Consider the following 26,133-nt stretch of genomic DNA (forward strand, 5'->3'; position numbering starts at 1 on the left):
TTGCGACGCGGCGCTCGGCCTGCTGTCGCGAGGTGGCGTATATTACGCTTTCCTCCTTCAGAGTCAAACACTTTTTTCAGCGTTTTTCTCCGGCGGAAGTTCTTAACGAAGCTTCCTGTCTACACCGCATTCCGTAAGTCGTTGTGCCGTGTCGATGGAGGCGCATTATAGGGAGTTGTTCGGCACGCGCAACCGCTAAATTCAATAAAAACAATCGTTCGCTGCATTCCACAGCAAAATCCCGCCTTATACCCGGTTACACACAAAGTTATCCACATCTGCAGCCGGTAATAAATTTAGGCGAGCATCGCGCAAACGTTTTCGCTACAATGCCCCGCGACGTCAAGGATGCCCCTTTTGGGGCGTTACCTGAGGTAAATGTTCTCTTCTATATATAGAGAGAGAAAGTTAAGCCTGATGTAACGCTCTTATTTACGCGAAACAAAGCCAAGGGATAAAACCACCATGCAACAACGTCGTCCTGTACGCCGCGCTCTGCTCAGTGTCTCTGACAAAGCCGGTATCCTCGAATTTGCTCAGGCCCTCTCCCATCGTGGTGTTGAGCTGCTCTCCACAGGTGGTACCGCGCGCCTGCTGGCAGATGCCGGCCTGCCCGTCACGGAAGTTTCTGACTACACCGGTTTCCCGGAAATGATGGATGGACGCGTCAAAACGCTGCACCCCAAAGTGCACGGTGGCATTCTGGGCCGTCGCGGCACCGATGATGCCATCATGGCTGAGCACGCCATCAATCCTATCGACATGGTGGTGGTGAACCTCTATCCCTTTGCCCAGACCGTGGCGAAAGCCGACTGCAGCCTGGAAGATGCCGTTGAGAACATTGATATCGGCGGCCCCACCATGGTGCGCTCGGCAGCCAAGAACCACAAAGACGTGGCGATCGTGGTAAAGAGCAGTGACTACGACGCGATCATCGCGGAGCTCGATGCCAACGAAAACTCCCTGACGCTGGAAACCCGTTTCGATCTGGCCATCAAAGCCTTTGAACACACCGCCGCTTACGACAGCATGATTGCCAACTACTTTGGCAGCCTGGTACCGGCCTATCACGGCGAGAGCACCGCGCCGGCCGGCCGCTTCCCGCGCACCCTGAACCTCAACTTTATTAAAAAGCAGGATATGCGTTACGGCGAGAACAGCCATCAGGACGCTGCTTTCTATATTGAAGAGCAAGTCAGCGAAGCGTCGGTCGCCACCGCACAGCAGCTGCAGGGCAAAGCGCTGTCCTACAACAATATTGCCGATACCGATGCGGCACTGGAGTGCGTCAAGGAGTTCAGCGAGCCAGCCTGCGTTATCGTCAAGCACGCTAACCCATGCGGCGTCGCCGCAGGCGATTCAATTCTTGCCGCCTACGAGCGCGCTTATAAAACCGATCCGACCTCGGCGTTCGGCGGCATCATCGCCTTTAACCGTGAGCTGGATGAAGCGACCGCGCAGGCGATCATCAGCCGTCAGTTCGTGGAAGTCATTATTGCGCCATCGGCCAGTGAAGCGGCACTGCGCGTGACCGCAGCCAAACAGAACGTCCGCGTTCTGGTGTGCGGTCAGTGGCAGAGCCGTGTGGCCGGTCTCGACTTCAAACGCGTCAACGGTGGCCTGCTGGTTCAGGATCGCGATCTTGGTATGGTCGATGCCAGCCAGCTGCGCGTTGTCAGCCAGCGTCAGCCAACCGAACAGGAACTGCGTGACGCGCTGTTCTGCTGGAAAGTGGCGAAATTCGTTAAATCCAACGCCATTGTGTATGCACGCGACAACATGACGATCGGTATTGGCGCGGGCCAGATGAGCCGCGTTTACTCTGCCAAAATTGCCGGCATCAAAGCCGCTGACGAAGGACTGGAGGTGAAGGGTTCCGCCATGGCTTCCGACGCCTTCTTCCCGTTCCGCGATGGCATTGATGCCGCAGCAGCAGTGGGCATCACCTGTGTGATCCAGCCGGGCGGTTCCATTCGCGATGATGAAGTTATTGCTGCCGCCGACGAGCACAGCATCGCGATGATCTTCACTGACATGCGTCATTTCCGCCATTAATAGCCTGGAGCCGTAACGATGAAAATTTTAGTGATTGGTAATGGTGGACGTGAACACGCGCTGGCGTGGAAAGCAGCACAGTCGCCGCTGGCAGAAACCGTATTTGTTGCGCCAGGCAACGCCGGTACCGCGCTGGAGCCGGCCCTGCAGAACGTGGCCATCAGCGCCACCGATATTCCGGCCCTGCTGGCGTTTGCGCAGCAGGAAAACATCGACCTGACCATCGTCGGACCGGAAGCGCCGCTGGTGATTGGCGTAGTCGATGCGTTTCGCGCTGCCGGCCTGAAAATCTTTGGCCCGACGCAGGCGGCCGCGCAGCTGGAGGGCTCAAAAGCCTTCACCAAAGATTTCCTTGCCCGCCAGCAGATCCCGACGGCGGAATACCAGAACTTCACCGAGGTGGAACCCGCGCTGGCTTACCTGCGTGAGAAAGGTGCGCCGATCGTCATCAAAGCGGACGGTCTGGCCGCGGGTAAAGGCGTCATCGTCGCCATGACGCTGGCCGAAGCAGAAGCGGCAGTGCAGGATATGCTGGCCGGCAATGCGTTCGGCGACGCAGGTCACCGCATCGTCATCGAAGAATTCCTTGATGGTGAAGAAGCCAGCTTCATCGTGATGGTGGACGGCGATAACGTCCTGCCAATGGCCACCAGCCAGGATCACAAACGTGTTGGCGACGGCGACACCGGCCCGAACACCGGTGGCATGGGCGCTTACTCACCGGCACCGGTAGTGACCGATGAGATCCACCAGCGCGTGATGGATCAGATCATCTGGCCAACCGTCAACGGCATGAAAGCGGAAGGTAACACCTACACCGGTTTCCTGTATGCCGGTCTGATGATCGACAAAGCCGGTCAGCCAAAGGTGATCGAATTCAACTGCCGCTTCGGCGATCCGGAAACGCAGCCGATCATGCTGCGCCTGCAGTCGGATCTGGTCGCGCTGTGCCTCGCCGCTGTCGACGGCAAGCTCGATCAGCAGCAGTCACAGTGGGATCCGCGCCCGTCACTCGGCGTGGTGCTGGCCGCTGGCGGTTATCCGGGCGACTACAACACGGGCGATCAGATCCACGGTCTGCCGCTGGAAGACGTACCGGACGGGAAGGTATTCCATGCCGGCACCACCCTGAAAGATGATCTGGTGGTGACCAGCGGCGGTCGCGTACTGTGCGTGACCGCGCTGGGTGAAGATGTGGCGGCAGCGCAGAAGAATGCCTACGCGCTGGCGCAGCACATCTCATGGAACGGCAGCTTCTGCCGTAATGATATCGGTTACCGCGCGATTAACCGCAAGTAAGCCCCCGGCGGCGGCCAGCCGGTCGCCGCTAAAAATCGGCATCTTTCGGCTGCCAGCGGCACTCATCTTCCGGCGTGGCACGCAGCAGCTGAATCCCCTCTGGCGCTTCCAGCCACGACAGGGTAATCGGCTGTTGCTGCCCCTGCTGCTGTCGATACAGCGTCGCCAGCGTGTCGCGATCGAACGCCACATTCACCTGCTGCCCCTCACAGTCACGAACCTGCGTACCGCCCTGCCAGTGCCCCTGCCGCAACAGTACCCGGCCACTCAGCAGTGCATTGCTCTGCGCCAGCATGCGCTGCGCGTCAAACCGGTACAGCTCGACGCTGTCGGCGCTGACGGCTTCACGCCGGCCAGCCAACTGTCGCTGCATAAAATTGAGGTTGCCCTGATGGTCGAAACGCAGGGTTACGTCGTCCGGCTGCTGGCCAGTGACGTGCCGTTCCACGCTCAGCAGTTTATCCGCCTGCCAGATATAGTCGGTGGTTTCCCGGCTATCGCCATTGAAAGGGGTATAGACAGTACGCAGATGGACGGCTTCGTGGTCGCCGTTTTTACGCCAGATTCGCACCGTACCACGGTCAGACAGATAGCCGCTGGCGGTGAAAGCCGGAAGATCGGGAGTGGCACTGCAGCCGGTGAGTAATACCCCGAGGAGGATGGCGCAGAGGCGCTGAGGAGAGATGTTCAGCATAGCAGGCCCCGGTAACAAAAAGGGGCGAAATCGCCCCTCTTTTAAAGCTAAACCGCGATGCGGAAAACTTACTTAACAGCGTCTTTCAGTGCTTTACCAGAGACGAACGCTGGCACGTTAGCTGCAGCGATTTTGATCTCTTTGCCAGTCTGCGGGTTGCGACCGGTACGCTCAGCGCGGTGGTTCACTTTAAAAGTACCAAAACCAACCAGTTGTACAGCATCACCTTCTTTCAGAGACTCAGTGATCGCAGCCAGGGTAGATTCCAGCGCAGCTTTAGCCTGGGTTTTAGACAGGTCAGCTTTCTCTGCGATCACATCAATCAGTTGAGTCTTGTTCATAAGTTATCCTTAAAGTGTATTTATCGCTTGCTAAGCAACGAGTGCGAGGGAAAAGCCATATTCTGGCACTCTTCAGCCTGCACGCACCGATAGCCACAATTTTCAGCCCCCCAAATGTAGACCAGACAGGGGGCTGATGTGAAGCCTCCAGGCGCGGTAATTCGGGCCTGAAGTCACGTTTTCTCGCCTTATTGCTGAAAAATTATACCGATGTTACTGATTCCGGCTTCACGCAGGTCTGCACGTAGCCCTTTGATTAGCTCCAGGTCCCGTTCTTCGCACTCTGCCAGCAGGCGAAAAATCTCCCACTGCAGGTCCCATTCGTCAATTACCGCCTGGTTGTCACGCAGCTCTTCGTCGCTCATTTCGCGACCGGCCTGGGTCATTTCGAGGATGGCCACGGTGGTGATCGACGTGCGGCTGACTTCGATGGCGTGCTCCAGCGTTTCACCGCTCAGCTGCGCGTGCAGGAGTTCACTCAGCGCCACGCAGGCGTCAATCGCCGGGTGCACGCCGTAAACGTCAAAGTCGTCACCGTTTGGGATCGCCGCTTCCAGTTTCTCCAGCTGGCTGTCGAAATTGATTTTGGCATCCTTCACCGTCAGGCTTTCCCACACCAGGTCGAGAATGCGGCGATAGAGTTGCGGATCGGCAAACTCGGTCTGCTGACAGAAGGCCCAGTAATTGGGGAACATCCGCTCGCACAGACAGGCCATAAAGGTCATGTGCTGCCAGCTTTCCAGCTTCGCCAGACGCAAATGGACGGGGTTCTGTAACATCAAACTTACTCTCGGTAGATTAGCTGGCGGCAGTGTACCGCAAAAGCCGCGCACAAACAGCGTTAGCGCGCATTTTGCCACTTCACAAAAGCGGGACGGCCAGATGCCACGGCATCGGCCCAGCGCGTTGGCTCCGGCAAGCGGTAGCCGGCCATGCAGGCTTCAACCCAGTACAGGGCGCTGTCGAGGCTGACGCGGTGGCCGGTTGAGACAAACAGCGGGTTGCAGCGCGTCTTGCTGCGCCACACCCAGGCAATCTGCTCGCCTTTATCCATCAGCGGCTGACGACTGCCCGGTGCCGCATCCAGCTCAGCGAAACGGCCGCACAGGCGCTTTTTCGCTACGCCGATGGTTGGCACATCCAGCAGCGAGCCGAAATGCGCGGCAACGCCCAGCCGGCGTGGATGAGAGATGCCATGGCCGTCGACGAACAGCAGATCGGGCCGCTGCGACAATTGCTGCCACGCCGCCTGCAGGGCTGGAATTTCGCGAAACGAGAGAAAACCGGGGATGTAAGGCATGGTGGTCGCGACACGCGCGATGCGATGCTCCACCAGCGTTAATGAAGGGTATTCGAGGATCACCAGGGCGGCGCGCGTTACCTCGCCGCCCTGTTCAAAACCAACATCGGCGCCGCCAATAAAGCGCGGCGGCAGTACGTCAAAATCATCCTGCCGCACCACGCTGGCGGCGAGCTGTACCTGTTGCTGTCGTAGTGCGGCTAAATCCATGCTTATCCCTGATGATATGGTCGTGATAACCGATGCACCGCCTCCACAAACGCGCCAGCGTGCTCTGGCGGAACATCCTGATGAATCCCGTGACCGAGGTTGAAGACGTGGCCTTCGCCTGCGCCAAAGCCTTCCAGAATCCCCGCCACTTCCTGCTCAATTCGTGCAGGGGGTGCATACAGCATAGACGGATCCATGTTGCCCTGCAGCGCGACTTTATCGCCCACGCGGCGCCGCGCTTCGCCAATATCGGTGGTCCAGTCAAGGCCCAGCGCATCACAGCCGGTGGCCGCCATCTCTTCCAGCCACTGGCCGCCGCCCTTGGTAAACAGGGTGATGGGCACGCGTCGTCCTTCGTTCTCATGCAGCACGCTATCGACGATTTTGTGCATGTAATAGAGCGAAAACTCGCGATAGTCGCGCCCGGTCAGCACGCCGCCCCAGGTATCAAACACCATCACCGACTGCGCACCCGCTTTAATCTGCGCGTTGAGGTAAAGGATCACGCTCTCTGCCAGCTTATCCAGCAGCGCGTGCAGCGTCTGCGGCTCGGCGTACATCATCTTCTTGATTTTGGTGAAAGCCTTGCTGCTGCCGCCTTCTACCATGTAGGTTGCCAGCGTCCACGGGCTGCCGGAGAAACCGATCAGCGGCACTTCGCCCTTGAGGTTATGACGGATGGTGCGCACCGCATTCATCACGTAACCCAGCTCCTGCTCCGGATCCGGCACCGGTAGTTTATCCACATCGGCACGGCAGGCGATGGGGCGGGAGAAACGCGGGCCTTCGCCGGTTTCAAAGTAGAGCCCCAGACCCATCGCATCCGGAATGGTCAGGATATCGCTGAAGAGGATCGCGGCATCCAGCGCATAGCGGCGCAGCGGCTGCAGGGTGACTTCGCACGCCAGCTCCGCGTTCTTACACAGCGACATAAAATCACCGGCTTCAGCGCGCGTGGCTTTGTATTCCGGCAGGTAACGCCCGGCTTGTCGCATCATCCATACCGGGGTGATATCCACCGGCTGGCGTAACAGGGCGCGCAGATAACGATCGTTCTTCAGTTCACTCATAATGGGCTCTCTCATGCTAAGGCCGGCAGTGTAGCATTTTCACGCCGCGCTGGCGCGACACAGCGCAACCGTATCTTCAATCAGCCGGCGCGCCACGGTGCCCGGCGGCGGCAACAGGGGCAGATCGTCGTAGCGATACCAGCCAGCATCCAGCAGCTCTTTACCATCGTGCTGCAGCTCGCCGCCATCGTACTCCGCCATGAACGCCATCATCAGCGAGTGCGGGAACGGCCACGGCTGCGAGGTCACGTAACGCACATTTTTTACCCGCACGTTGCTCTCTTCCATCACCTCGCGGGCCACCGCCTGCTCCAGCGTTTCGCCGACTTCGACAAACCCGGCCAGCACGGTGTAGATGCTGTTGCGATGGCGCGCATGGTTTGCCAGCAGGATCTCCTCACCGCGACGAATCGCCACAATGATGCAGGGGGCGATTTGCGGATAGTAGCGCTCGCGGCAGTGGCTGCACAGGCAGGCAAATTCGCGCTTGCTGTGCTGCATTTCATGGCCGCAATAGCCGCACCAGCGATGCGAACGGTAGAACTCAGCCAGCTGCACGCCGCGCCCGGCGAGCTGAAACAGACCGACATCTTCGTCAATCAGCTGGCGCACCGAGGCCATATTGTCCGGACGCGCTTCGCATACCAGCCAGACGTTTTCGCCCTGCCACTCGCCAATCACTCTGCCGCTGCTGCCGGTCAGGCCAAACTCGCCGGATAAGCCATGCGGCAACTCGCCTTGCGGCAACCAAAGTTTCTGCGCGGAGCTGACAATCCACCAGCCAGCGTCTACGCTTGAGATCTCACGTTGCATCTTAATCGTTGTCCTTAGCGTCAAATGGCACGCTGAAATCCTGATGTTAAGTGTGTAATAAACAACTATAACTCACCTGGAGCCCCGTATGCTTACCCAGTTAGATAACCTGACCGAGCGTGTAGGTGGCGGTAATGAATTAGTCGACTCATGGTTGCGCGCCCGTCGACAACTGCTCGTCACCTATTACGAGTTAATTGGCATGAAGCCGAACAAAGAAGCGCTGACCGCGCTGGATGAACAGGCGCTGGATGCGTTTTGCCATCGTCTGGTGGACTATCTCTCTACCGGCCACTTCAGCGTTTACGAGCGCATCATCAGCGAGATGTCCGGCGACAGCCCGATGATTGCGGCGGCGCAGATCTATCCGGCGCTGGAAGGCAATACTGAACGTCTGATGCAACTGTATGACAGCCATCTGCAGCAGGCCATTAATGACGACAACTGCGTGGATTTCCAGCAGGCGCTGTCAGAAGTGGGCGAAGCGCTGGAGTCACGCTTTACGCTGGAAGACAAACTGATTCAGCTCGCCTGGGATAACCAGCTGGCGCGCCCGCCGGTGGCCAATGACAGCACCATTGCTCGTCCGGCCTGAACCGCTGCAGTTGTAAAAGACTTGTTATTCAGGAAAAGCCCTTTTATGCTGAATGGGCTTTTTTATTGTCTTTTTAAACGACAATCCACAATCAAACTTTGCGATATAAGCGCAGCGTGCAGCAGTCAGTAAAGTCGCTTATCGCGTAAAACGTAAACTTGTCGGAGTGCCCTTAGGGGCTGAGACCGTTAATTCGGGATCCGCGGAACCTGATCAGGTTAGTACCTGCGAAGGGAACAAGAGTAGATGTGATCAGCACGGTGCAGTCAGGCGCCCGCACCGTTTCTGTTACTCCTTCCGGACTCCGGACAAGCAGCTTCCCCTTGTTTTCAGGAAACTTGCTATGTCTGATGCTAAAACCTCACGTCGTGAACAACGCGCGCAGGCGCAAAAATTTATCGATTCGCTCCAGGGAACCGCCTTCCCTAACTCAAAACGTATCTGGATCAGCGGCAGCCGCGCGGATATCCGCGTCCCGATGCGCGAAATTCAGCTCAGCCCGACGCACACCGGCGGCAGCAAAGATCATCCGCAATACGCAGAAAATGAACCGGTGCCGGTGTATGACACTGCCGGTGCCTATGGCGATCCCCACGCGACCATTAATGTGCATCAGGGTCTGGCAAAATTGCGCGCCGGCTGGATCGCCGAACGCAACGACAGCGAAACCATCAGCGCACTCAGCTCAAGCTACAGTCAGCAGCGGCTGGCAGATGACGGGCTGGATCATCTGCGTTTTGAACATCTGCCGCTGCCGCGCCGGGCCAAAGCGGGTCGCCGCGTCACGCAGCTGCACTATGCACGTCAGGGCATCATCACGCCGGAGATGGAGTTCATCGCGCTGCGCGAAAACATGGGACGTGAGCGTATCCGCAGTGCAACGCTGTTGCAGCAGCACGCCGGCCACGGCTTTGGTGCGCAGCTGCCAGAGAATATCAGCGCCGAATTCGTGCGCGCTGAAGTGGCCAGCGGCCGCGCCATCATTCCTGCCAACATCAATCACCCCGAATCAGAGCCGATGATTATCGGCCGCAATTTTCTGGTAAAGGTTAACGCCAACATCGGCAACTCGGCGGTAAGTTCGTCGATTGAAGAGGAAGTGGAAAAACTGGTGTGGGCCACGCGCTGGGGGGCAGATACCGTGATGGATCTGTCGACCGGCCGCTATATCCATGAAACGCGCGAGTGGATTTTGCGCAACAGTCCGGTGCCGATCGGCACGGTGCCAATCTATCAGGCGCTGGAAAAGGTTAACGGCATCGCAGAAGATCTTAACTGGGACATTTTCCGCGATACCCTGCTGGAACAGGCTGAGCAGGGTGTTGATTACTTCACCATTCACGCGGGCGTGCTGCTGCGCTATGTGCCGATGACTGCACAACGGCTGACCGGCATCGTGTCGCGCGGCGGCTCCATCATGGCGAAGTGGTGCCTGTCACATCACCAGGAAAACTTCCTCTACCAGCATTTCCGCGAAATCTGTGAAATCTGCGCCACCTATGATGTCGCGCTGTCGCTCGGTGATGGTTTACGTCCCGGCTCGATTCAGGACGCCAACGACGAAGCCCAGTTTGCCGAACTGCGTACCTTAGGCGAGCTGACGCAAATCGCCTGGCAATATGATGTGCAGGTCATGATTGAAGGCCCCGGTCACGTGCCGATGCAGATGATCCGCCGCAATATGACCGAGCAGCTGGAACACTGCCATGAAGCGCCGTTTTATACGCTGGGCCCGCTGACGACCGATATCGCGCCGGGCTACGATCATTTCACCTCCGGGATTGGCGCCGCCATGATCGGCTGGTTTGGCTGCGCGATGCTGTGCTGCGTCACGCCGAAAGAGCACCTTGGCCTGCCGAATAAAGAGGATGTTAAGCAGGGGCTGATTACCTACAAGATCGCCGCGCATGCTGCCGATCTGGCTAAAGGCCATCCCGGCGCGCAGATCCGCGACAACGCCATGTCGAAAGCTCGCTTCGAGTTCCGCTGGGAAGATCAGTTTAATCTGGCACTCGATCCGCATACCGCGCGGGCCTATCACGACGAAACCCTGCCGCAGGAATCCGGCAAAGTGGCCCACTTCTGTTCCATGTGCGGCCCCAAATTCTGTTCAATGAAAATCACCCAGGAAGTGCGCGAATTTGCCGCCCGCCAGCAGGCTGAAGCCCAGCCGATAGCGCTGGGCATGGCGCAAATGTCCGATGCCTTCCGTAGCCGTGGCGGCGAGCTGTATCACGCCGCCGATGCCCTGAAAGAGGAAAAATGATGACTGAAGCCTTCCCTGCCACCGCGCCAAAACTGGGGCTCTATCCGGTTGTCGACAGCGTGTTGTGGATTGAACGCCTGCTGGCAGCCGGCGTGCGCACCCTCCAGCTGCGCATCAAAGATGGCGATGATCGCCAGATTGAAGCCGCAGTACGCGATGCCATCGCCCTGGGCAAACAGTACGGCGCGCGGCTGTTTATCAACGATTACTGGCGCTTAGCGATTAAGTACAACGCTTATGGTGTGCATCTTGGTCAGGAGGATCTGGATGTGGCCGACCTGGACGCTATCCGCCACGCCGGCTTACGCCTGGGTCTGTCGACACACGATGACGCCGAGCTGGATCGCGCGCTGGCGCTGCGTCCGTCCTATATTGCGCTCGGCCACATCTTTCCTACACAAACCAAAGAGATGCCCTCTGCGCCACAGGGCATAGCCGAGCTGGAGCGCCATCTGGCGCGGCTGCAGCATATCCCCACCGTGGCGATTGGCGGCATTTCGCTGGCACGCGTGCCGGAGGTGCTGGCGACCGGTGTCGGCAGCATTGCCGTGGTCAGCGCGATTACCCAGGCGGAAGACTGGCAGACGGCCACCCGCCAGCTGCTGGCGCTGGTAGAATCCCCAGAGCATGTCGCAAAAGCGTTGTAACTGACTGCAACGGCGCTAAAAATCCGCGAATACGGCGCGCAAACGGCAGCAGTCAGGGCTGGCGCGACCGGGGACAATCGCTAAAGTGAGCCTGCCCGCTGTCGCTTGCAGCGGGCCAGGGCTGGCTTCCCCGACTCTCTGTCCGGCCCTGCCTTTCCACCGTTATTCTGTCAGGGAGGTGATATGGCGCGTTTCGGCACTGCAGGCCTGCATGGCACGCTCCACGGCTGCGCCAAGGCTGGCAATCGCCTGCTCGGTTTGCTCATTCATTGGCAGACCATAATTGAGGCGCAGGCAGTTGCGATATTTACCCGCCGCCGAAAACAGCGAACCGACCGCCACCTGGATTTTCAGCTCCCGCAGCTCCGCATTCAGCCGCACCGCATCGAAGGCTTCCGGCAGCTCAATCCACATCAGAAAACTGCCCTGCGGCCGCGAGACGCAAATGCCGCAGGGAAAATAGTGGCGCACCCAGCAGCTAAACGTCTCATAGTTACGCTGATACACCTGGCGCATGCGGCGCAAATGCGGCAGGTAATGGCCCTGACGAATAAACTCCGCGACCGCATACTGCGGCTGCGTTGCCGTCGAACCGGTGCCAATATATTTCATGTGCAGTACGCGATCGCGATAGCGTCCCGGCGCGACCCAGCCCACGCGCAAGCCGGGCGCCAGGGTTTTGGAAAACGAACTGCACAGCAGCACGCGGCCATCCATATCCAGCGATTTGATGGTGATCGGACGCGGATACTCCCACGCCAGCTCGCCGTAAACATCATCTTCAATGATCGCCGCGTCAAAGCGCTGCGCCAGCGTCAGCAGCGCGCGCTTACGCGTTTCCGGCATGATAAATCCGAGCGGGTTATTGCAGTTGGGTACCACCACCACCGCTTTGATTGGCCACTGCTCAAACGCCAGCTCCAGCGCCTCAAGGCTGATCCCGCTGACCGCATCGGTAGGGATTTCAATGGCGCGAATGCCCAGACCGCGCAGTGTCTGCATGGTGCCGTGAAACGCCGGCGACTCAACGGCAATGATATCGCCTGGCTCGCACACGGCGCGAATCGACACCGACAGCGCTTCATGGCAACCGGTGGTGATGACAATTTCTTCCGCCGTCAGCTGACAGCCGCTGTCAATTGTCAGCCGCGCAATCTGCTCGCGCAGCGCTGCCACGCCGAGCAGGCTGTCATAGTTGAGCTGATCAATGTCCTGCTTCTGCGCCATGCGGCCCATGATTTTCCACAGCGGCTTGAGCGTCGGCTGGGTCAGGTCCGGCATGCCGCTGCCCAGCTGCAGCACGTCGCCATTAATGCGGCTGCTCAGCAGTTCCAGCACCGATTCCCACTGGGTGATCTCAACCGGACGCTGCACGGGCCGGGTCATCGCCGGCACCGGCGGCGTGGCTTTACGGGTGGCGACAAAATAGCCGGAACGCGGCTGCGGCACGATCAGCTGCTTCTCTTCCAGCAGATGATAAGCCTGCTGCACGGTGCTGATGCTGACGCCGTGCTCAATGCTGAGCGTACGCACCGAGGGCAAGCGTTCGCCGCTGCGATACAGCCCCTGCTCGATACGGTCTGAAAGCAGACAGGCCAGATGTTGATAGCGCGTCATTGTGTGCCTCGCTGCGTTAACGGTGATCAAAAAACAGTACAGATGACGCCTATTTCTACCATTCAGATCGGTACGGGCGCAATCTGTATGTTAAAGATAAGTGATTTTTGAATCTGTATTGCATTCGCCATCAGAGGGAAAATGTCGTTCAGACATCATACTGAGGGCTGGGATTATGGAATTCGATCAGAACCGGGCGGCAAAACCGTTCAGCGTGACCTTACTCGATATCTTTCGTGGCGGCGTGCGCGCGATAAAACGCTGGCAGGCCAGACGGGAAACGCGGGAGATTCTTTCGCACCTGAGTGATGCGCAGCTGCGTGACATCGGGCTGACGCGTCAGGATATTAACCAGAAATAACGCGGATTTCAGACGAAAAAAAACCCTGCCGAGGCAGGGTTTTTTCATGGTCAGCAGAGCAGACGATTATTCGTCGTCGCTACCGCCCAGACCAGCGTTCAGCAGCTCAGCGAGGCTGGCAGAGGCTTCATCCGCAGTCACCTGCGGTGCAACCGGTGCTTCACCCGCCTGACGGCGACGCATACGATCCTGGTGGTAAGCATAACCGGTACCGGCCGGGATCAGACGACCCACGATAACGTTCTCTTTCAGGCCGCGCAGTTCGTCGCGCTTGCCTGCTACCGCTGCTTCGGTCAGGACACGGGTGGTCTCCTGGAACGATGCCGCAGAGATGAACGATTCGGTTGCCAGCGAGGCTTTGGTGATACCCAGCAGGTCACGCATGTACGTCGCGCCGATTTTGCCGTTCGCTTCCAGATCGCGGTTGGAGATCTTGATACGAGAGACTTCCGCCTGCTCGCCTTCCAGGAACTCCGAGCTACCCGCGTTCATGATGGTTGCTTTACGCAGCATCTGACGCACGATGACTTCGATGTGCTTATCGTTAATCTTAACGCCCTGCAGGCGGTAAACTTCCTGCACTTCGTTAGTGATGTAACGGGTCACAGCATGGACGCCACGCAGACGCAGGATGTCGTGCGGAGACTCTGGGCCGTCAGATACGACGTCACCACGTTCTACACGTTCACCTTCGAATACGTTGAGCTGACGCCATTTCGGAATCATCTCTTCATACGGATCGCTACCGTCAACCGGCGTGATCACCAGACGACGCTTGCCTTTGGTCTCTTTACCGAAGGAGATGATACCGCTGATCTCCGCCAGGATAGCTGGCTCTTTCGGACGACGCGCTTCGAACAGGTCGGCAACGCGTGGCAGACCACCGGTGATGTCCTTGGTACCGCCAGATTCCTGCGGAACACGCGCCAGGGTATCACCCGAGCTGATCTTCACGCCATCTTCCAGCTGCACAATCGCTTTACCTGGCAGGAAGTACTGTGCCGGCATGTCGGTGCCCGGGATCAGTACATCGTTGCCGTTGGCATCAACGATTTTCAGTGCCGGACGCAGGTCTTTACCGCCCGCAGTACGCTCTGCAGAATCCAGTACCACCAGCGATGACAGACCGGTCAGGTCGTCAGTCTGACGGGTAATGGTCTGACCGTCGATCATGTCGGTGAAGCGGATGAAACCGCCCACTTCGGTGATAACCGGCATGGTGTGTGGATCCCAGTTTGCAACGGTTTCGCCCGCGGCAACCTGCTCGCCATCACCTTTCGCCATGACCGCACCGTAAGGCACTTTATAGCTCTCTTTGGTACGACCGAACTCGTCGATCATCTTCAGCTCAACGTTACGCGAGACGATAACCAGCTTCCCGGAGGAGTTGGTTACTGACTTGGCGTTGGTCAGCTTGATAGTACCTTTGTTCTTCACCTGAATGCTGGATTCAGCTGCTGCACGCGATGCCGCACCACCGATGTGGAAGGTACGCATGGTCAGCTGGGTACCCGGCTCACCGATGGACTGTGCTGCGATAACGCCGATGGCCTCACCTTTGTTGATGATGTGACCACGTGCCAGATCGCGACCGTAGCAGTGTGCACACACACCGAAGTCGGTTTCACAGCTCACCACGGAACGCACTTTAATCGCGTCCACGGAGTTCAGTTCAACCACGTCACACCAGTGCTCATCGATCAGGGTGTTACGCGGGATCAGGATGTCCGCAGTACCCGGCTTCAGCACGTCTTCTGCCGTCACACGCCCCAGTACACGCTCACGCAGCGGCTCTTTAACGTCGCCACCTTCGATGACCGGGGTCATCATGATGCCTTCGAATGTGCCACAGTCGTCTTCGGTGACTACCAGGTCCTGCGCCACGTCTACCAGACGACGGGTCAGGTAACCGGAGTTCGCCGTTTTCAGTGCGGTATCGGCCAGACCTTTACGCGCACCGTGGGTCGAGATGAAGTACTGGAGTACGTTCAGACCTTCACGGAAGTTCGCGGTGATCGGCGTCTCAATGATGGAGCCATCTGGCTTCGCCATCAGACCACGCATACCTGCCAGCTGACGAATCTGTGCCGCAGAACCACGCGCACCGGAGTCGGCCATCATGTAGATGCTGTTGAACGAAACCTGCTGCTCTTCTTCGCCGTGACGGTTGATCACGGTTTCGGTCTGCAGGTTATCCATCATCGCTTTGGATACGCGTTCGTTAGCCGCAGCCCAGATATCGATGACTTTGTTGTAACGTTCGCCCGCGGTAACCAGACCAGACTGGAACTGCTCCTGGATCTCGGCCACTTCCGCTTCGGCTTCTGCAATGATTTCTGCTTTCTTGGCAGGAATCACCATGTCGTCGATACCTACTGAGGCACCTGAACGGGCTGCATAGGCAAAGCCGGTGTACATGGTCTGGTCAGCAAAGATAACGGTCGGCTTCAGGCCCAGGATGCGGTAACAGGTGTTCAGCATCTTAGAGATCGCTTTCTTACCCAGCGCCTGGTTGACGATGGAGTAAGGCAGACCTTTCGGTACGATCATCCACAGGATCGCACGACCAATGGTGGTGTCGATCAGGCTGGTTTTCGCAACGAGCTCTTCCTGCTCATTTTTGCTGTATTCAGTGATACGCACTTTAACGCGTGCATGCAGCTCGGCCTGGCCAGCGCGATAAACACGCTCAGCTTCTTTCGGGCCGGTCAGTACCATGCCTTCGCCTTTGGCGTTCACTTTGTCGCGGGTCATGTAGTACAGACCCAGAACAACGTCCTGTGAAGGAACGATGATTGGCTCGCCGTTCGCTGGAGACAGAATGTTGTTGGTAGACATCATCAGCGCACGCGCTTCCAGCTGGGCTTCCAGCGTCAGCGGTACGTGAACAGCCATCTGGTCACCATCGAAGTCGGCGTTATACGCCGCACACACCAGCGGGTGCAGCTGGATCGCTTTACCTTCGATCAGCACCGGTTCAAACGCCTGGATACCCAGACGGTGCAGGGTTGGTGCACGGTTCAGCAGTACCGGGTGTTCGCGAATCACTTCATCCAGGATATCCCAGACGACCGCTTCTTCGCGCTCAACCATTTTCTTGGCCGCTTTAATGGTGGTCGCGAGGCCACGCAGTTCCAGCTTGCCGTAGATGAACGGTTTGAACAGCTCCAGTGCCATTTTCTTCGGCAGACCGCACTGATGCAGACGCAGGTATGGACCGACGGTGATAACCGAACGACCGGAGTAGTCAACACGTTTACCCAGCAGGTTCTGACGGAAACGACCCTGCTTACCTTTGATCATGTCGGCCAAAGATTTCAGAGGACGTTTGTTAGAGCCGGTGATGGCACGACCGCGACGGCCGTTATCCAGCAGGGCATCTACCGCTTCCTGCAGCATACGTTTTTCGTTACGTACGATGATATCTGGCGCAGCCAGATCCAGCAGACGCTTCAGACGGTTGTTACGGTTGATCACGCGACGATACAGATCGTTCAGATCCGACGTAGCGAAACGACCGCCGTCCAGCGGTACCAGCGGACGCAGATCTGGCGGCAGTACCGGCAGAACGGTCAGGATCATCCACTCTGGCTTGTTGCCAGACTGCACGAACGCTTCCAGCAGCTTGATACGCTTGGTCAGCTTTTTACGTTTGGTCTCAGAGTTGGTTTCGTTCAGCTCTTCACGCAGCTGCTCGCACTCCTGCTCCAGATCCATATTTTTCAGCAGCGCCTGGATAGCTTCCGCACCCATCTTCGCGTCGAATTCGTCACCGAACTCTTCCAGCGCGTCAAGGTACTGCTCTTCAGTCAGAATCTGACGTTTTTCCAGGTTGGTCATGCCGCCTTCGACCACAACATAAGATTCGAAGTACAGCACGCGCTCGATATCACGCAGCGGCATATCCAGCAGCAAACCGATGCGGGATGGCAGTGATTTCAGGAACCAGATGTGCGCGGTCGGCGAAGCCAGCTCGATGTGGCCCATACGCTCACGACGCACTTTGGTCTGCGTGACTTCAACGCCACACTTCTCACAGATCACGCCACGGTGTTTCAGACGCTTGTACTTACCGCACAGGCATTCGTAATCTTTTACCGGTCCGAAAATACGGGCACAGAAAAGACCGTCACGCTCCGGCTTGAAGGTACGGTAGTTAATGGTTTCCGGCTTTTTAACTTCACCGAAAGACCAGGAACGGATCATGTCTGGCGAGGCCAGCGCAATTTTGATCGCATCAAACTCTTCGGTTTTAGTTTGCGCTTTCAGAAACTTAAGTAAGTCTTTCACGGATTAGCTCCCGTCGGAGTGGAACTCTCAGGGACGCGCCAGGCGCGTCCCATAACCAGTACTTGCGAGTGCTTACTCGTCTTCCAGCTCGATGTTGATACCCAGCGAGCGAATCTCTTTCAACAGTACGTTGAAGGATTCCGGCATGCCCGGTTCCATCTGATGGTTGCCGTCAACGATGTTTTTATACATCTTGGTACGGCCGTTGACGTCATCAGACTTAACGGTAAGCATTTCCTGCAGGGTATACGCGGCACCGTATGCTTCCAGTGCCCACACTTCCATCTCACCGAAGCGCTGACCACCGAACTGCGCCTTACCACCCAGCGGCTGCTGCGTAACCAGGCTGTAAGAGCCGGTAGAACGGGCGTGCATCTTGTCGTCGACCAGGTGGTTCAGTTTCAGCATGTACATGTAACCTACGGTTACCTGACGCTCAAACTGCTCACCGGTACGGCCGTCGAACAGGGTGATCTGACCGGAAGAAGGCAGACCGCCGAGCTGCAGCAGCTCTTTGATTTCGCTCTCTTTCGCACCGTCGAACACTGGCGTCGCGATTGGCATACCTTTTTTCAGGTTCTCTGCCAGACGCAGCACTTCGTCGTCCGAGAAGGTGTTCAGGTCAACTTTCTGACGCACATCGGTGCCCAGATCGTAAGCACGCTGGATAAACTCACGCAGTTTGGCGACTTCTTCCTGCTTCTTCAGCATCGCATTGATCTTCTCACCAATGCCTTTCGCCGCCATACCCAGGTGGGTTTCCAGAATCTGACCGATGTTCATACGCGATGGTACGCCCAGCGGGTTCAGTACGATGTCGACCGGCGTACCGTTCTCATCGTATGGCATGTCTTCGATTGGGTTGATCTTCGAGATAACACCTTTGTTACCGTGACGACCCGCCATTTTGTCACCAGGCTGAATCTGACGCTTAACGGCCAGATACACCTTGACGATTTTCAGCACGCCCGGTGCCAGATCGTCGCCCTGGGTGATCTTGCGACGCTTCGCTTCGAGTTTCTTCTCAAACTCGTGCTTCAGCTCGTCATACTGCTCAGCCAGCTGCTCCAGCGCGTTCTGCTTCTCTTCGTCGGTCAGACCGAGTTCCAGCCAGCGCTCGCGTGGCAGCTTGTCCAGTTTCTCCGCTTCCACGCCACCTGAAATCAGGACGGCCTGGATACGGCTGAACAGGCCCGCTTCGAGGATCTGCAGTTCTTCAGACAGGTCTTTTTTCGCCTGCTTCAGCTGCATCTCTTCGATTTCCAGCGCGCGCTTGTCTTTTTCTACGCCATCGCGGGTAAAGACCTGTACGTCGATAACCGTACCGGAAACGCCGTTCGGCACGCGCAGTGACGAGTCTTTCACGTCAGAGGCTTTTTCACCGAAGATTGCACGCAGCAGTTTCTCTTCTGGCGTCAGCTGGGTTTCACCTTTCGGCGTCACCTTGCCTACCAGAATGTCGCCACCGGTCACTTCCGCACCGATATACACGATGCCGGATTCATCCAGTTTGGAGAGCGCAGCTTCACCCACGTTCGGGATGTCAGCGGTGATCTCTTCCGGCCCCAGTTTGGTGTCACGCGACACGCAAGCCAGTTCCTGAATGTGGATGGTGGTGAAACGGTCTTCCTGTACGACACGCTCAGAAACGAGGATGGAGTCTTCGAAGTTGTAACCGTTCCATGGCATGAACGCCACGCGCATGTTCTGACCCAGCGCCAGCTCACCGAGGTCGGTAGACGGGCCGTCAGCCAGCACGTCGCCACGCTCGATAGGTTCACCCAGAGAAACACACGGCATCTGGTTGATGCAGGTGTTCTGGTTAGAACGGGTGTACTTGGTCAGGTTGTAGATATCGATACCTGCTTCGCCCGGATACATCTCGTCTTCGTTAACTTTGATAACGATACGTGACGCATCGACGTACTGCACGGTACCACCACGTTTCGCGACGGCAGTTACACCGGAGTCGACCGCAACAGCACGTTCCATACCGGTACCAACCAGCGGCTTATCAGCACGCAGGGTAGGTACAGCCTGACGTTGCATGTTCGCACCCATCAGGGCGCGGTTAGCATCATCGTGCTCCAGGAACGGGATCAGTGACGCACCGACAGAAACCACCTGCTGGGTGGAAACGTCCATGTAGTCAACCTGATCGCGGCTGAACAGGCTCGATTCACCTTTGCTACGGCAGGTGACGAGATCGTCAACAAAGCTGCCGTCATCGGCGAGGTTGGTGTTCGCCTGAGCGATAACGTAGTTACCCTCTTCGATAGCAGAGAGGTAATGAATTTCATCACTCACTTTACCGTCAACCACGCGGCGGTACGGCGTTTCGAGGAAGCCGTATTCGTTAGTCTGCGCGTAAACAGAGAGTGAGTTGATCAGACCGATGTTCGGACCTTCCGGGGTTTCGATTGGACATACGCGACCGTAGTGAGTCGGGTGTACGTCACGCACTTCGAAGCCGGCGCGTTCACGGGTCAGACCGCCTGGGCCCAGAGCAGAGATACGACGTTTGTGCGTAATCTCAGACAGCGGGTTGTTCTGGTCCATAAACTGGGACAGCTGGCTGGAACCAAAGAACTCTTTCACCGCGGCCGAAATTGGCTTGGCGTTGATCATGTCCTGTGGCATCAGCGTGTCGAGGTCGCCCAGAGACAGACGCTCTTTCACGGCGCGCTCTACACGCACCAGGCCAACACGGAACTGGTTTTCCGCCATTTCGCCGACCGAACGGATACGACGGTTGCCGAGGTGGTCGATATCATCCACTTCGCCAATACCGTTACGGATACCGATGAGCTTCTTCATCACTTCAATGATGTCGTCTTTGCTCAGGATACCGGAACCTTCGATCTCGTCACGCAGCAGAGAACGGTTGAACTTCATGCGGCCAACGGCCGACAGATCGTAACGATCTTCGGAGAAGAACAGGTTCTCGAACAGGTTTTCTGCGGCTTCACGCGTTGGCGGCTCGCCAGGACGCATCATGCGGTAGATCTCAACCAGCGCGCTCAGGCGGTCGTTGGTTGGGTCAACGCGCAGCGTCTCAGAAATGTACGGGCCGTGATCCAGGTCGTTGGTGAACAGGGTTTCGATGCGCTTGTGACCGGACTGGCTCAGTTTCGCCAGCAGATCCAGTGACAGCTCCATGTTCGCCGGCACGATCAGCTCACCGGTGTTCAGATCGATGTAATCTTTCGCGACCACTTTGCCCGCGATGTACTCGACCGGCACTTCGATGTGCTGAATGTTGTCTTTTTCCAGCTGACGGATGTGGCGCGCAGTGATGCGACGACCTTTCTCAACGTAGACCGTGCCGTTGGCTTCGATATCGAAGGAGGCGGTTTCACCACGCAGGCGCTCAGGCACCAGTTCCATCTGCAGTTTGTTGTCGCGGATTTCAAAGACCACTTTTTCGAAGAACAGATCGAGAATCTGCTCAGTGGTGTAATCCAGCGCGCGCAGGATGATACTGGCCGGCAGCTTACGACGACGGTCAATACGGACGAACAGGTTGTCTTTCGGGTCAAACTCGAAGTCGAGCCATGAACCGCGGTAAGGGATGATACGTGCGTTATACAGCACTTTACCGGAAGAGTGCGTTTTACCCTTATCGCTGTCAAAGAATACGCCAGGACTACGATGCAGCTGAGAAACGATAACACGCTCAGTACCGTTGATGACAAAGGTACCGTTGTCGGTCATGAGCGGAATTTCGCCCATGTACACTTCTTGTTCTTTGATGTCTTTTACGGTGCCTTCCGGCGCTTCGCGCTCGTAGATCACCAGACGCAGTTTAACGCGCAGCGGTGCGGAGTACGTCACGCCACGGATCTGACATTCTGTCACGTCAAACACCGGCTCACCCAGACGGTAGCTGACATACTGCAACTCAGAGTTGCCGCTGTAGCTCGCGATTGGGAACACGGAACGGAAGGCTGCTTCCAGACCGTACTGGCCTTCTGGATCTTGCTCGATAAACTTCTGGAACGAGTCAAGCTGGATAGAAAGGAGATAAGGCACATCCAGTACTTGTGGACGTTTACCAAAATCCTTACGAATACGTTTTTTCTCGGTATAGGAGTAAACCATAGGGTTCCTCAGCTAGCTGACAAGTCGACCCACGCTGTCCGTCCTGAAGGGACAGTTCATGCAACACTATTTTGTTTTTCATGCGATGCGCGGCACCCCATGCAATACATCTTTCTATCACTCTTAAATCATTTCATCGCCGTTGCGCAGGCAGGGAACCCTCACAGGAAAGCGGTATATTAAGTCGTCGATAGAAAAAGATATTGAAGAGGAACAATGGACAAACAGTGCGAAACGCCATCGTTCCCCTGTAGCGCAAAAAGGCTGGTGACCAAAAAGTCACCAGCCATCAGTCTGTTTACGCAGACTGCAACCCGAGGGTTGTCTTACTTAACTTCAACTTCAGCGCCAGCTTCTTTCAGAGCAGCTTCAAGTGCAGCTGCGTCGTCTTTGCTGATGCCTTCTTTGATTGCAGCTGGAGCAGCTTCAACCAGGTCTTTAGCTTCTTTCAGGCCCAGACCAGTTGCGCCACGAACGGCTTTGATTACAGCAACTTTGTTCGCGCCAGCAGCTTTCAGGATAACGTCGAATTCAGTTTTCTCTTCAACAGCTTCAGCCGGGCCAGCAGCAACAGCGACAGCAGCAGCAGCAGAAACGCCGAATTTTTCTTCCATAGCAGAAACCAGCTCAACTACTTCCATTACGGACATAGCTGCAACGGCTTCCAGGATTTGATCTTTAGTGATAGACATGACAATTGTTCCTAAGAATCAGTAAAAGTTTATACGTTAGCAAGTACGAAGAAAAAGAATCTGGCCTTAAGCCGCTTCTTTCGCGTCGCGAACAGCAGCCAGAGTGCGGACCAGCTTGCCAGCAGCAGCTTCTTTCATGGTCGACATCAGACGTGCCAGTGCTTCTTCGTAAGTCGGCAGCGTTGCCAGACGGTCAATTTGTGCCGCCGGGATCAGCTCACCTTCAAAGGCTGCAGCTTTGACCTCAAAGTTTGCATTCGCTTTCGCGAACTCTTTGAACAGACGAGCAGCAGCGCCCGGGTGTTCCATAGAGTATGCAATCAGGGTCGGACCAACAAACGTGTCTTTCAGGCACTCGAATGGAGTACCTTCAACGACGCGGCGCAGCAGGGTGTTACGAACAACACGCATGTAGACGCCAGCTTCACGACCTGCTTTACGCAGTTCAGTCATTTTATCAACGGTAACGCCACGGGAATCCGCAACAACCGCTGAAAGCGCGCCTTTGGCTACTTCGCTAACTTCAGCAACAATTGCTTGTTTGCCTTGAAGATTTAATGCCATTAGCTTTGCTCCTGGATTTGACCGGGAAAATTTCCCGGAACTCACTTCACTTACACACCCGAAGGCCGTAAGCGCGTTACACGGTGAGCAGAATCCAGTGAAGAAAAAATTCTTTTTGGTTCTGTCACCGTCTACGCAGGATATTAAGCATCACTTCCGAAGAGGTTCTGCTCCTGCGGTCTTGGACGGAGGCCAGGATCAGGCCTGGCTCCAACCTTAGTCGCTGAATGACAAGGTGTTTAGACCTGTGCACTCCGCGACTATGAATTTGGGTTCTGAATTGACGGATCAACCAGAACAACGGGCGTAAGATTCTAGATGAATTTTTCGCCCGTTACAAGCAGCAATTAGTTTGCTGCTGCGTTCAGACCAGCCTGGTCAACGGCAACGCCGGCGCCCATGGTGGTAGAGATGCTGACTTTCTTGATGTACACGCCTTTCGCCTGAGCAGGTTTAGCTTTTTTCAGCGCAACCAGCAGAGATTCCAGGTTTTCTTTCAGTTTGTCAGCATCGAAGTCCACTTTACCGATGGTGGTGTGGATGATGCCGTTTTTGTCGTTACGGTAACGAACCTGACCCGCTTTAGCGTTTTTCACAGCTTCAGCAACGTTAGGAGTTACGGTACCAACTTTCGGGTTTGGCATCAGACCACGTGGGCCCAGAACCTGGCCCAGCTGGCCAACAACGCGCATTGCATCCGGAGAAGCAATAACAACGTCAAAGTTCATTTCGCCTTTCTTGATCTGATCAGCCAGGTCTTCCATACCTACCAGCTCAGCGCCAGCTGCTTTAGCAGCTTCAGCGTTTGCGCCCTGGGTAAAGACGGCAACACGTACTGAACGACCAGTACCGTGTGGCAGAACGGTCGCGCCGCGTACGTTCTGGTCAGATTTACGTGCATCGATGCCGAGGTTAACAGCAACGTCCACGCTCTCTACGAATTTAGCGGTAGCCAGTTCTTTCAGCAGAGCAACAGCTTCGTTGATGTCATACTGTTTAGTCGCATCAACTTTGTCACGGATCACGCGCATGCGCTTGGTCAGCTTAGCCATTTCTTAGTCCTCCACTACCAGGCCCATGGAACGAGCAGTACCTTCGATAGAGCGAGTCATCGCTTCTACGTCAGCACCAGTCATGTCCGCAGCTTTGGTTTCTGCGATTTCACGTACCTGAGCACGAGTTACTTTACCGACTTTATCTTTGTTCGGCTTACCAGAACCAGACTTGATGCCTGCTGCTTTTTTCAGCAGAACGGCAGCCGGAGGCGTTTTGGTAACGAAGGTGAAAGAACGGTCGCTGTATACGGTGATAACTACTGGAGTAGGCAGACCCTTTTCCAGTGATTCTGTTTTGGCGTTGAACGCTTTACAGAATTCCATGATGTTAACACCCTGCTGACCCAGAGCCGGACCAACTGGTGGGCTCGGGTTAGCCATACCAGCTGCAACCTGCAGCTTGACGTAGGCTTGTACTTTCTTGGCCATGATATTTCCTCTATTGGGTATAGCGCCTGGCGAACAGGCTCCCCGTGATAACGATTTACACGCTGTTGCCAGCGCATAAAAACAAAAGGCGCGAAATTATAGGTAAATTTCGCGCCTTCCGCAAGAGCTAAAAAGTGAACAAAAGGCTTAGCCTTTCTCCACCTGAGCAAAGTCGAGTTCAACCGGCGTTGCACGGCCGAAGATAGAAACAGAAACCTTCAGGCGGCTCTTCTCGTAATCCACTTCTTCGACCACACCGTTGAAGTCGGCAAACGGGCCGTCGTTGACACGCACCATCTCGCCTGGCTCGAACAGCGTTTTCGGACGCGGCTTATCACCCACCTGCTGCAGGCGGTTCATGATCGCATCCACTTCTTTATCACTGATCGGTGCCGGACGGTCAGAGGTACCACCAATGAAGCCCATTACACGCGGTACACTGCGCACTAAGTGCCAGCTGGCGTCATTCATCACCATCTGGACCAGTACGTAACCAGGGAAGAATTTGCGTTCGCTTTTGCGACGCTGGCCGCCACGGATTTCCACGACTTCTTCAGTCGGCACCATGACTTCGCCAAACAGTTCTTCCATGTTGTGCAGTTTGATATGCTCTTGCAGCGACTTGGCTACGCGGGCTTCAAAACCGGAAAACGCCTGAACGACGTACCAGCGTTTTTTTGGAGCTTCAGACATCTCAGAACCTCAGGCCAGTGATAAACGATACCAGACGGACCAGAATACCATCCAGCCCCCACAAAATCAGTGACATCACGGCAGTGACCGCGGCAACGATTAACGTGGTGTGCAATGTTTCCTGGCGAGTTGGCCAGATGACCTTACGCATTTCGGTTCTTGCTTCACGTGCAAAAGCCACGGTTGCTTTGCCTTTGGTAGTCAGCAACGCAATGCCGCCCGCCGCAGCGATCAACACCACGACAGCCAGCGCGCGTAAGGGCAGTGTCACATCGCGATACAGGTAGTTACCGACGATTGCTACCAGCAGCAATGCGATCACAACTACCCACTTTACCGCTTCCAGGCCGCGCCCGCTCCCTTGAGCTTCGGTATTCGCACTCATAAACCAACCTGCCACAATAATTCAGAAACTATTCTGCCCCGCAGAGCGAGGCATCCAAACCGAATGCGCTTTTGGGCATAACTCGGTATCCAGCGCCGTAATACAGAGCCTGTCTCAGCAATGATTATGATCGAAAATCACTGATGAGCCAGGTTCTGGTTAACAGCGTACAAAAAGGGCATCAAATGATGCCCTTTCCGTGTGCATTGCGTCAAATATTATCGCTATTACGCGATAACTTTAGCAACAACGCCCGCGCCAACGGTACGGCCGCCTTCGCGGATTGCGAAACGCAGACCTTCGTCCATTGCGATTGGATGGATCAGGGTAACAACCATTTTGATGTTGTCGCCTGGCATTACCATCTCAACGCCTTCTGGCAGCTCTACTGAACCGGTTACGTCAGTGGTACGGAAGTAGAACTGTGGACGGTAGCCTTTGAAGAACGGAGTATGACGGCCGCCTTCGTCTTTAGACAGAACGTAAACTTCTGACTCGAACTGGGTGTGTGGCTTGATGGTACCTGGCTTAGCCAGAACCTGACCACGCTGGATCTCTTCACGCTTGATACCGCGCAGCAGAACACCACAGTTCTCGCCTGCCTGACCCTGGTCCAGCAGTTTGCGGAACATTTCAACACCGGTACAGGTAGACTT

General features: G+C 56.2%; 22 protein-coding genes and 1 riboswitch. Of the genes, 6 read left to right on the top strand and 16 right to left on the bottom strand.

The features are described from left to right. Positions 1 to 465: 465 nt before the first annotated feature. Both purH and purD read left to right on the top strand, forming a co-directional pair. Positions 466 to 2,055: a bifunctional phosphoribosylaminoimidazolecarboxamide formyltransferase/IMP cyclohydrolase gene (purH, locus tag OXR61_RS22860; protein ID WP_241799002.1), complete on the top strand. Its 1,590-nt coding sequence runs from the start codon at positions 466 to 468 to the stop codon at positions 2,053 to 2,055. 18 nt (positions 2,056 to 2,073) lie between these two features. Beyond that, the gene (gene purD, locus OXR61_RS22865; RefSeq protein WP_021508193.1) at positions 2,074 to 3,354 is read left to right on the top strand and encodes a phosphoribosylamine--glycine ligase; all 1,281 of its coding nucleotides are present in this window, start codon (positions 2,074 to 2,076) and stop codon (positions 3,352 to 3,354) included. Positions 3,355 to 3,382: 28 nt separating this feature from the next. Here the strand turns inward: purD and OXR61_RS22870 are convergent, their stop codons facing one another. The 6 genes from OXR61_RS22870 to nudC form a co-directional block, all read right to left on the bottom strand. After that, on the bottom strand, positions 3,383 to 4,048 hold the full coding sequence (locus tag OXR61_RS22870; RefSeq protein WP_241799001.1) for a DUF1481 domain-containing protein: 666 nt from the start codon (positions 4,046 to 4,048) through the stop codon (positions 3,383 to 3,385). Positions 4,049 to 4,116: 68 nt separating this feature from the next. Continuing rightward, positions 4,117 to 4,389 (bottom strand): nucleoid-associated protein HU-alpha, encoded by a 273-nt coding sequence (gene hupA / locus OXR61_RS22875; protein WP_006121511.1) that lies wholly within the window; start codon positions 4,387 to 4,389, stop codon positions 4,117 to 4,119. 188 nt (positions 4,390 to 4,577) lie between these two features. Continuing rightward, positions 4,578 to 5,168, bottom strand: coding sequence for a YjaG family protein (locus OXR61_RS22880; protein WP_031279834.1), 591 nt, complete (start codon positions 5,166 to 5,168; stop codon positions 4,578 to 4,580). Between the two features lie 62 nt (positions 5,169 to 5,230). Then, complete coding sequence (nfi, locus tag OXR61_RS22885; protein ID WP_021508196.1) at positions 5,231 to 5,899, bottom strand: deoxyribonuclease V; 669 nt, start codon at positions 5,897 to 5,899, stop codon at positions 5,231 to 5,233. Positions 5,900 to 5,901: 2 nt separating this feature from the next. After that, positions 5,902 to 6,969: a uroporphyrinogen decarboxylase gene (gene hemE, locus OXR61_RS22890; RefSeq protein WP_267412565.1), complete on the bottom strand. Its 1,068-nt coding sequence runs from the start codon at positions 6,967 to 6,969 to the stop codon at positions 5,902 to 5,904. A gap of 39 nt (positions 6,970 to 7,008) precedes the next feature. Then, positions 7,009 to 7,782 (bottom strand): NAD(+) diphosphatase, encoded by a 774-nt coding sequence (gene nudC / locus OXR61_RS22895; RefSeq protein WP_021508198.1) that lies wholly within the window; start codon positions 7,780 to 7,782, stop codon positions 7,009 to 7,011. 88 nt (positions 7,783 to 7,870) lie between these two features. On the opposite strand from nudC, the gene OXR61_RS22900 reads away from it, so the two are divergent. From OXR61_RS22900 to thiE, 3 genes are all read left to right on the top strand, one after another. Further along, positions 7,871 to 8,377 carry an Rsd/AlgQ family anti-sigma factor gene (locus OXR61_RS22900; protein ID WP_021508199.1) on the top strand — a complete coding sequence of 169 codons (507 nt, stop codon included), beginning with the start codon at positions 7,871 to 7,873 and terminating at the stop codon, positions 8,375 to 8,377. A 152-nt stretch (positions 8,378 to 8,529) separates the two neighbouring features. Then, a riboswitch (TPP riboswitch) is annotated at positions 8,530 to 8,630 on the top strand. A 90-nt stretch (positions 8,631 to 8,720) separates the two neighbouring features. Next, positions 8,721 to 10,643 carry a phosphomethylpyrimidine synthase ThiC gene (gene thiC / locus OXR61_RS22905; protein WP_267412566.1) on the top strand — a complete coding sequence of 641 codons (1,923 nt, stop codon included), beginning with the start codon at positions 8,721 to 8,723 and terminating at the stop codon, positions 10,641 to 10,643. Continuing rightward, entirely contained in the window at positions 10,643 to 11,290 is a 648-nt protein-coding gene (thiE, locus tag OXR61_RS22910; RefSeq protein ID WP_267412569.1) for a thiamine phosphate synthase, read from the top strand. The genes thiC and thiE overlap by 1 nt, the downstream gene beginning before the upstream one ends. A 162-nt stretch (positions 11,291 to 11,452) precedes the next feature. On the opposite strand, the gene OXR61_RS22915 is transcribed toward thiE, so the two are convergent. Then, on the bottom strand, positions 11,453 to 12,907 hold the full coding sequence (locus tag OXR61_RS22915) for a PLP-dependent aminotransferase family protein (protein ID WP_021508202.1): 1,455 nt from the start codon (positions 12,905 to 12,907) through the stop codon (positions 11,453 to 11,455). A 175-nt stretch (positions 12,908 to 13,082) separates the two neighbouring features. Between OXR61_RS22915 and OXR61_RS22920 the strand changes: the two genes are divergently transcribed. Continuing rightward, on the top strand, positions 13,083 to 13,268 hold the full coding sequence (locus tag OXR61_RS22920) for a DUF1127 domain-containing protein (RefSeq protein WP_058769981.1): 186 nt from the start codon (positions 13,083 to 13,085) through the stop codon (positions 13,266 to 13,268). Positions 13,269 to 13,334: 66 nt separating this feature from the next. On the opposite strand, the gene rpoC is transcribed toward OXR61_RS22920, so the two are convergent. From rpoC to OXR61_RS22965, 9 genes are all read right to left on the bottom strand, one after another. Then, positions 13,335 to 17,558 carry a DNA-directed RNA polymerase subunit beta' gene (gene rpoC, locus OXR61_RS22925; protein ID WP_021508204.1) on the bottom strand — a complete coding sequence of 1,408 codons (4,224 nt, stop codon included), beginning with the start codon at positions 17,556 to 17,558 and terminating at the stop codon, positions 13,335 to 13,337. A gap of 72 nt (positions 17,559 to 17,630) precedes the next feature. Then, entirely contained in the window at positions 17,631 to 21,659 is a 4,029-nt protein-coding gene (rpoB, locus tag OXR61_RS22930) for a DNA-directed RNA polymerase subunit beta (RefSeq protein WP_021508205.1), read from the bottom strand. Between the two features lie 326 nt (positions 21,660 to 21,985). Beyond that, positions 21,986 to 22,351: a 50S ribosomal protein L7/L12 gene (gene rplL, locus OXR61_RS22935; protein WP_021508206.1), complete on the bottom strand. Its 366-nt coding sequence runs from the start codon at positions 22,349 to 22,351 to the stop codon at positions 21,986 to 21,988. A 66-nt stretch (positions 22,352 to 22,417) separates the two neighbouring features. Beyond that, complete coding sequence (gene rplJ, locus OXR61_RS22940; protein ID WP_021508207.1) at positions 22,418 to 22,915, bottom strand: 50S ribosomal protein L10; 498 nt, start codon at positions 22,913 to 22,915, stop codon at positions 22,418 to 22,420. Positions 22,916 to 23,262: 347 nt separating this feature from the next. Continuing rightward, positions 23,263 to 23,967 carry a 50S ribosomal protein L1 gene (gene rplA, locus OXR61_RS22945; RefSeq protein ID WP_021508208.1) on the bottom strand — a complete coding sequence of 235 codons (705 nt, stop codon included), beginning with the start codon at positions 23,965 to 23,967 and terminating at the stop codon, positions 23,263 to 23,265. Between the two features lie 3 nt (positions 23,968 to 23,970). After that, the gene (gene rplK / locus OXR61_RS22950) at positions 23,971 to 24,399 is read right to left on the bottom strand and encodes a 50S ribosomal protein L11 (RefSeq protein WP_013507401.1); all 429 of its coding nucleotides are present in this window, start codon (positions 24,397 to 24,399) and stop codon (positions 23,971 to 23,973) included. Positions 24,400 to 24,546: 147 nt separating this feature from the next. Then, the gene (gene nusG, locus OXR61_RS22955) at positions 24,547 to 25,092 is read right to left on the bottom strand and encodes a transcription termination/antitermination protein NusG (RefSeq protein WP_010616908.1); all 546 of its coding nucleotides are present in this window, start codon (positions 25,090 to 25,092) and stop codon (positions 24,547 to 24,549) included. A gap of 1 nt (position 25,093) precedes the next feature. Then, the gene (secE, locus tag OXR61_RS22960) at positions 25,094 to 25,477 is read right to left on the bottom strand and encodes a preprotein translocase subunit SecE (RefSeq protein WP_021508209.1); all 384 of its coding nucleotides are present in this window, start codon (positions 25,475 to 25,477) and stop codon (positions 25,094 to 25,096) included. A gap of 227 nt (positions 25,478 to 25,704) precedes the next feature. Further along, the coding region (locus OXR61_RS22965) for an EF-Tu/IF-2/RF-3 family GTPase (RefSeq protein ID WP_346733073.1) at positions 25,705 to 26,133 on the bottom strand (429 nt) is incomplete at its 5' end.

This window comes from Pantoea sp. GM_Pan_4, from assembly GCF_026541005.1.
GTDB classification, from domain to species: domain Bacteria; phylum Pseudomonadota; class Gammaproteobacteria; order Enterobacterales; family Enterobacteriaceae; genus Pantoea; species Pantoea dispersa.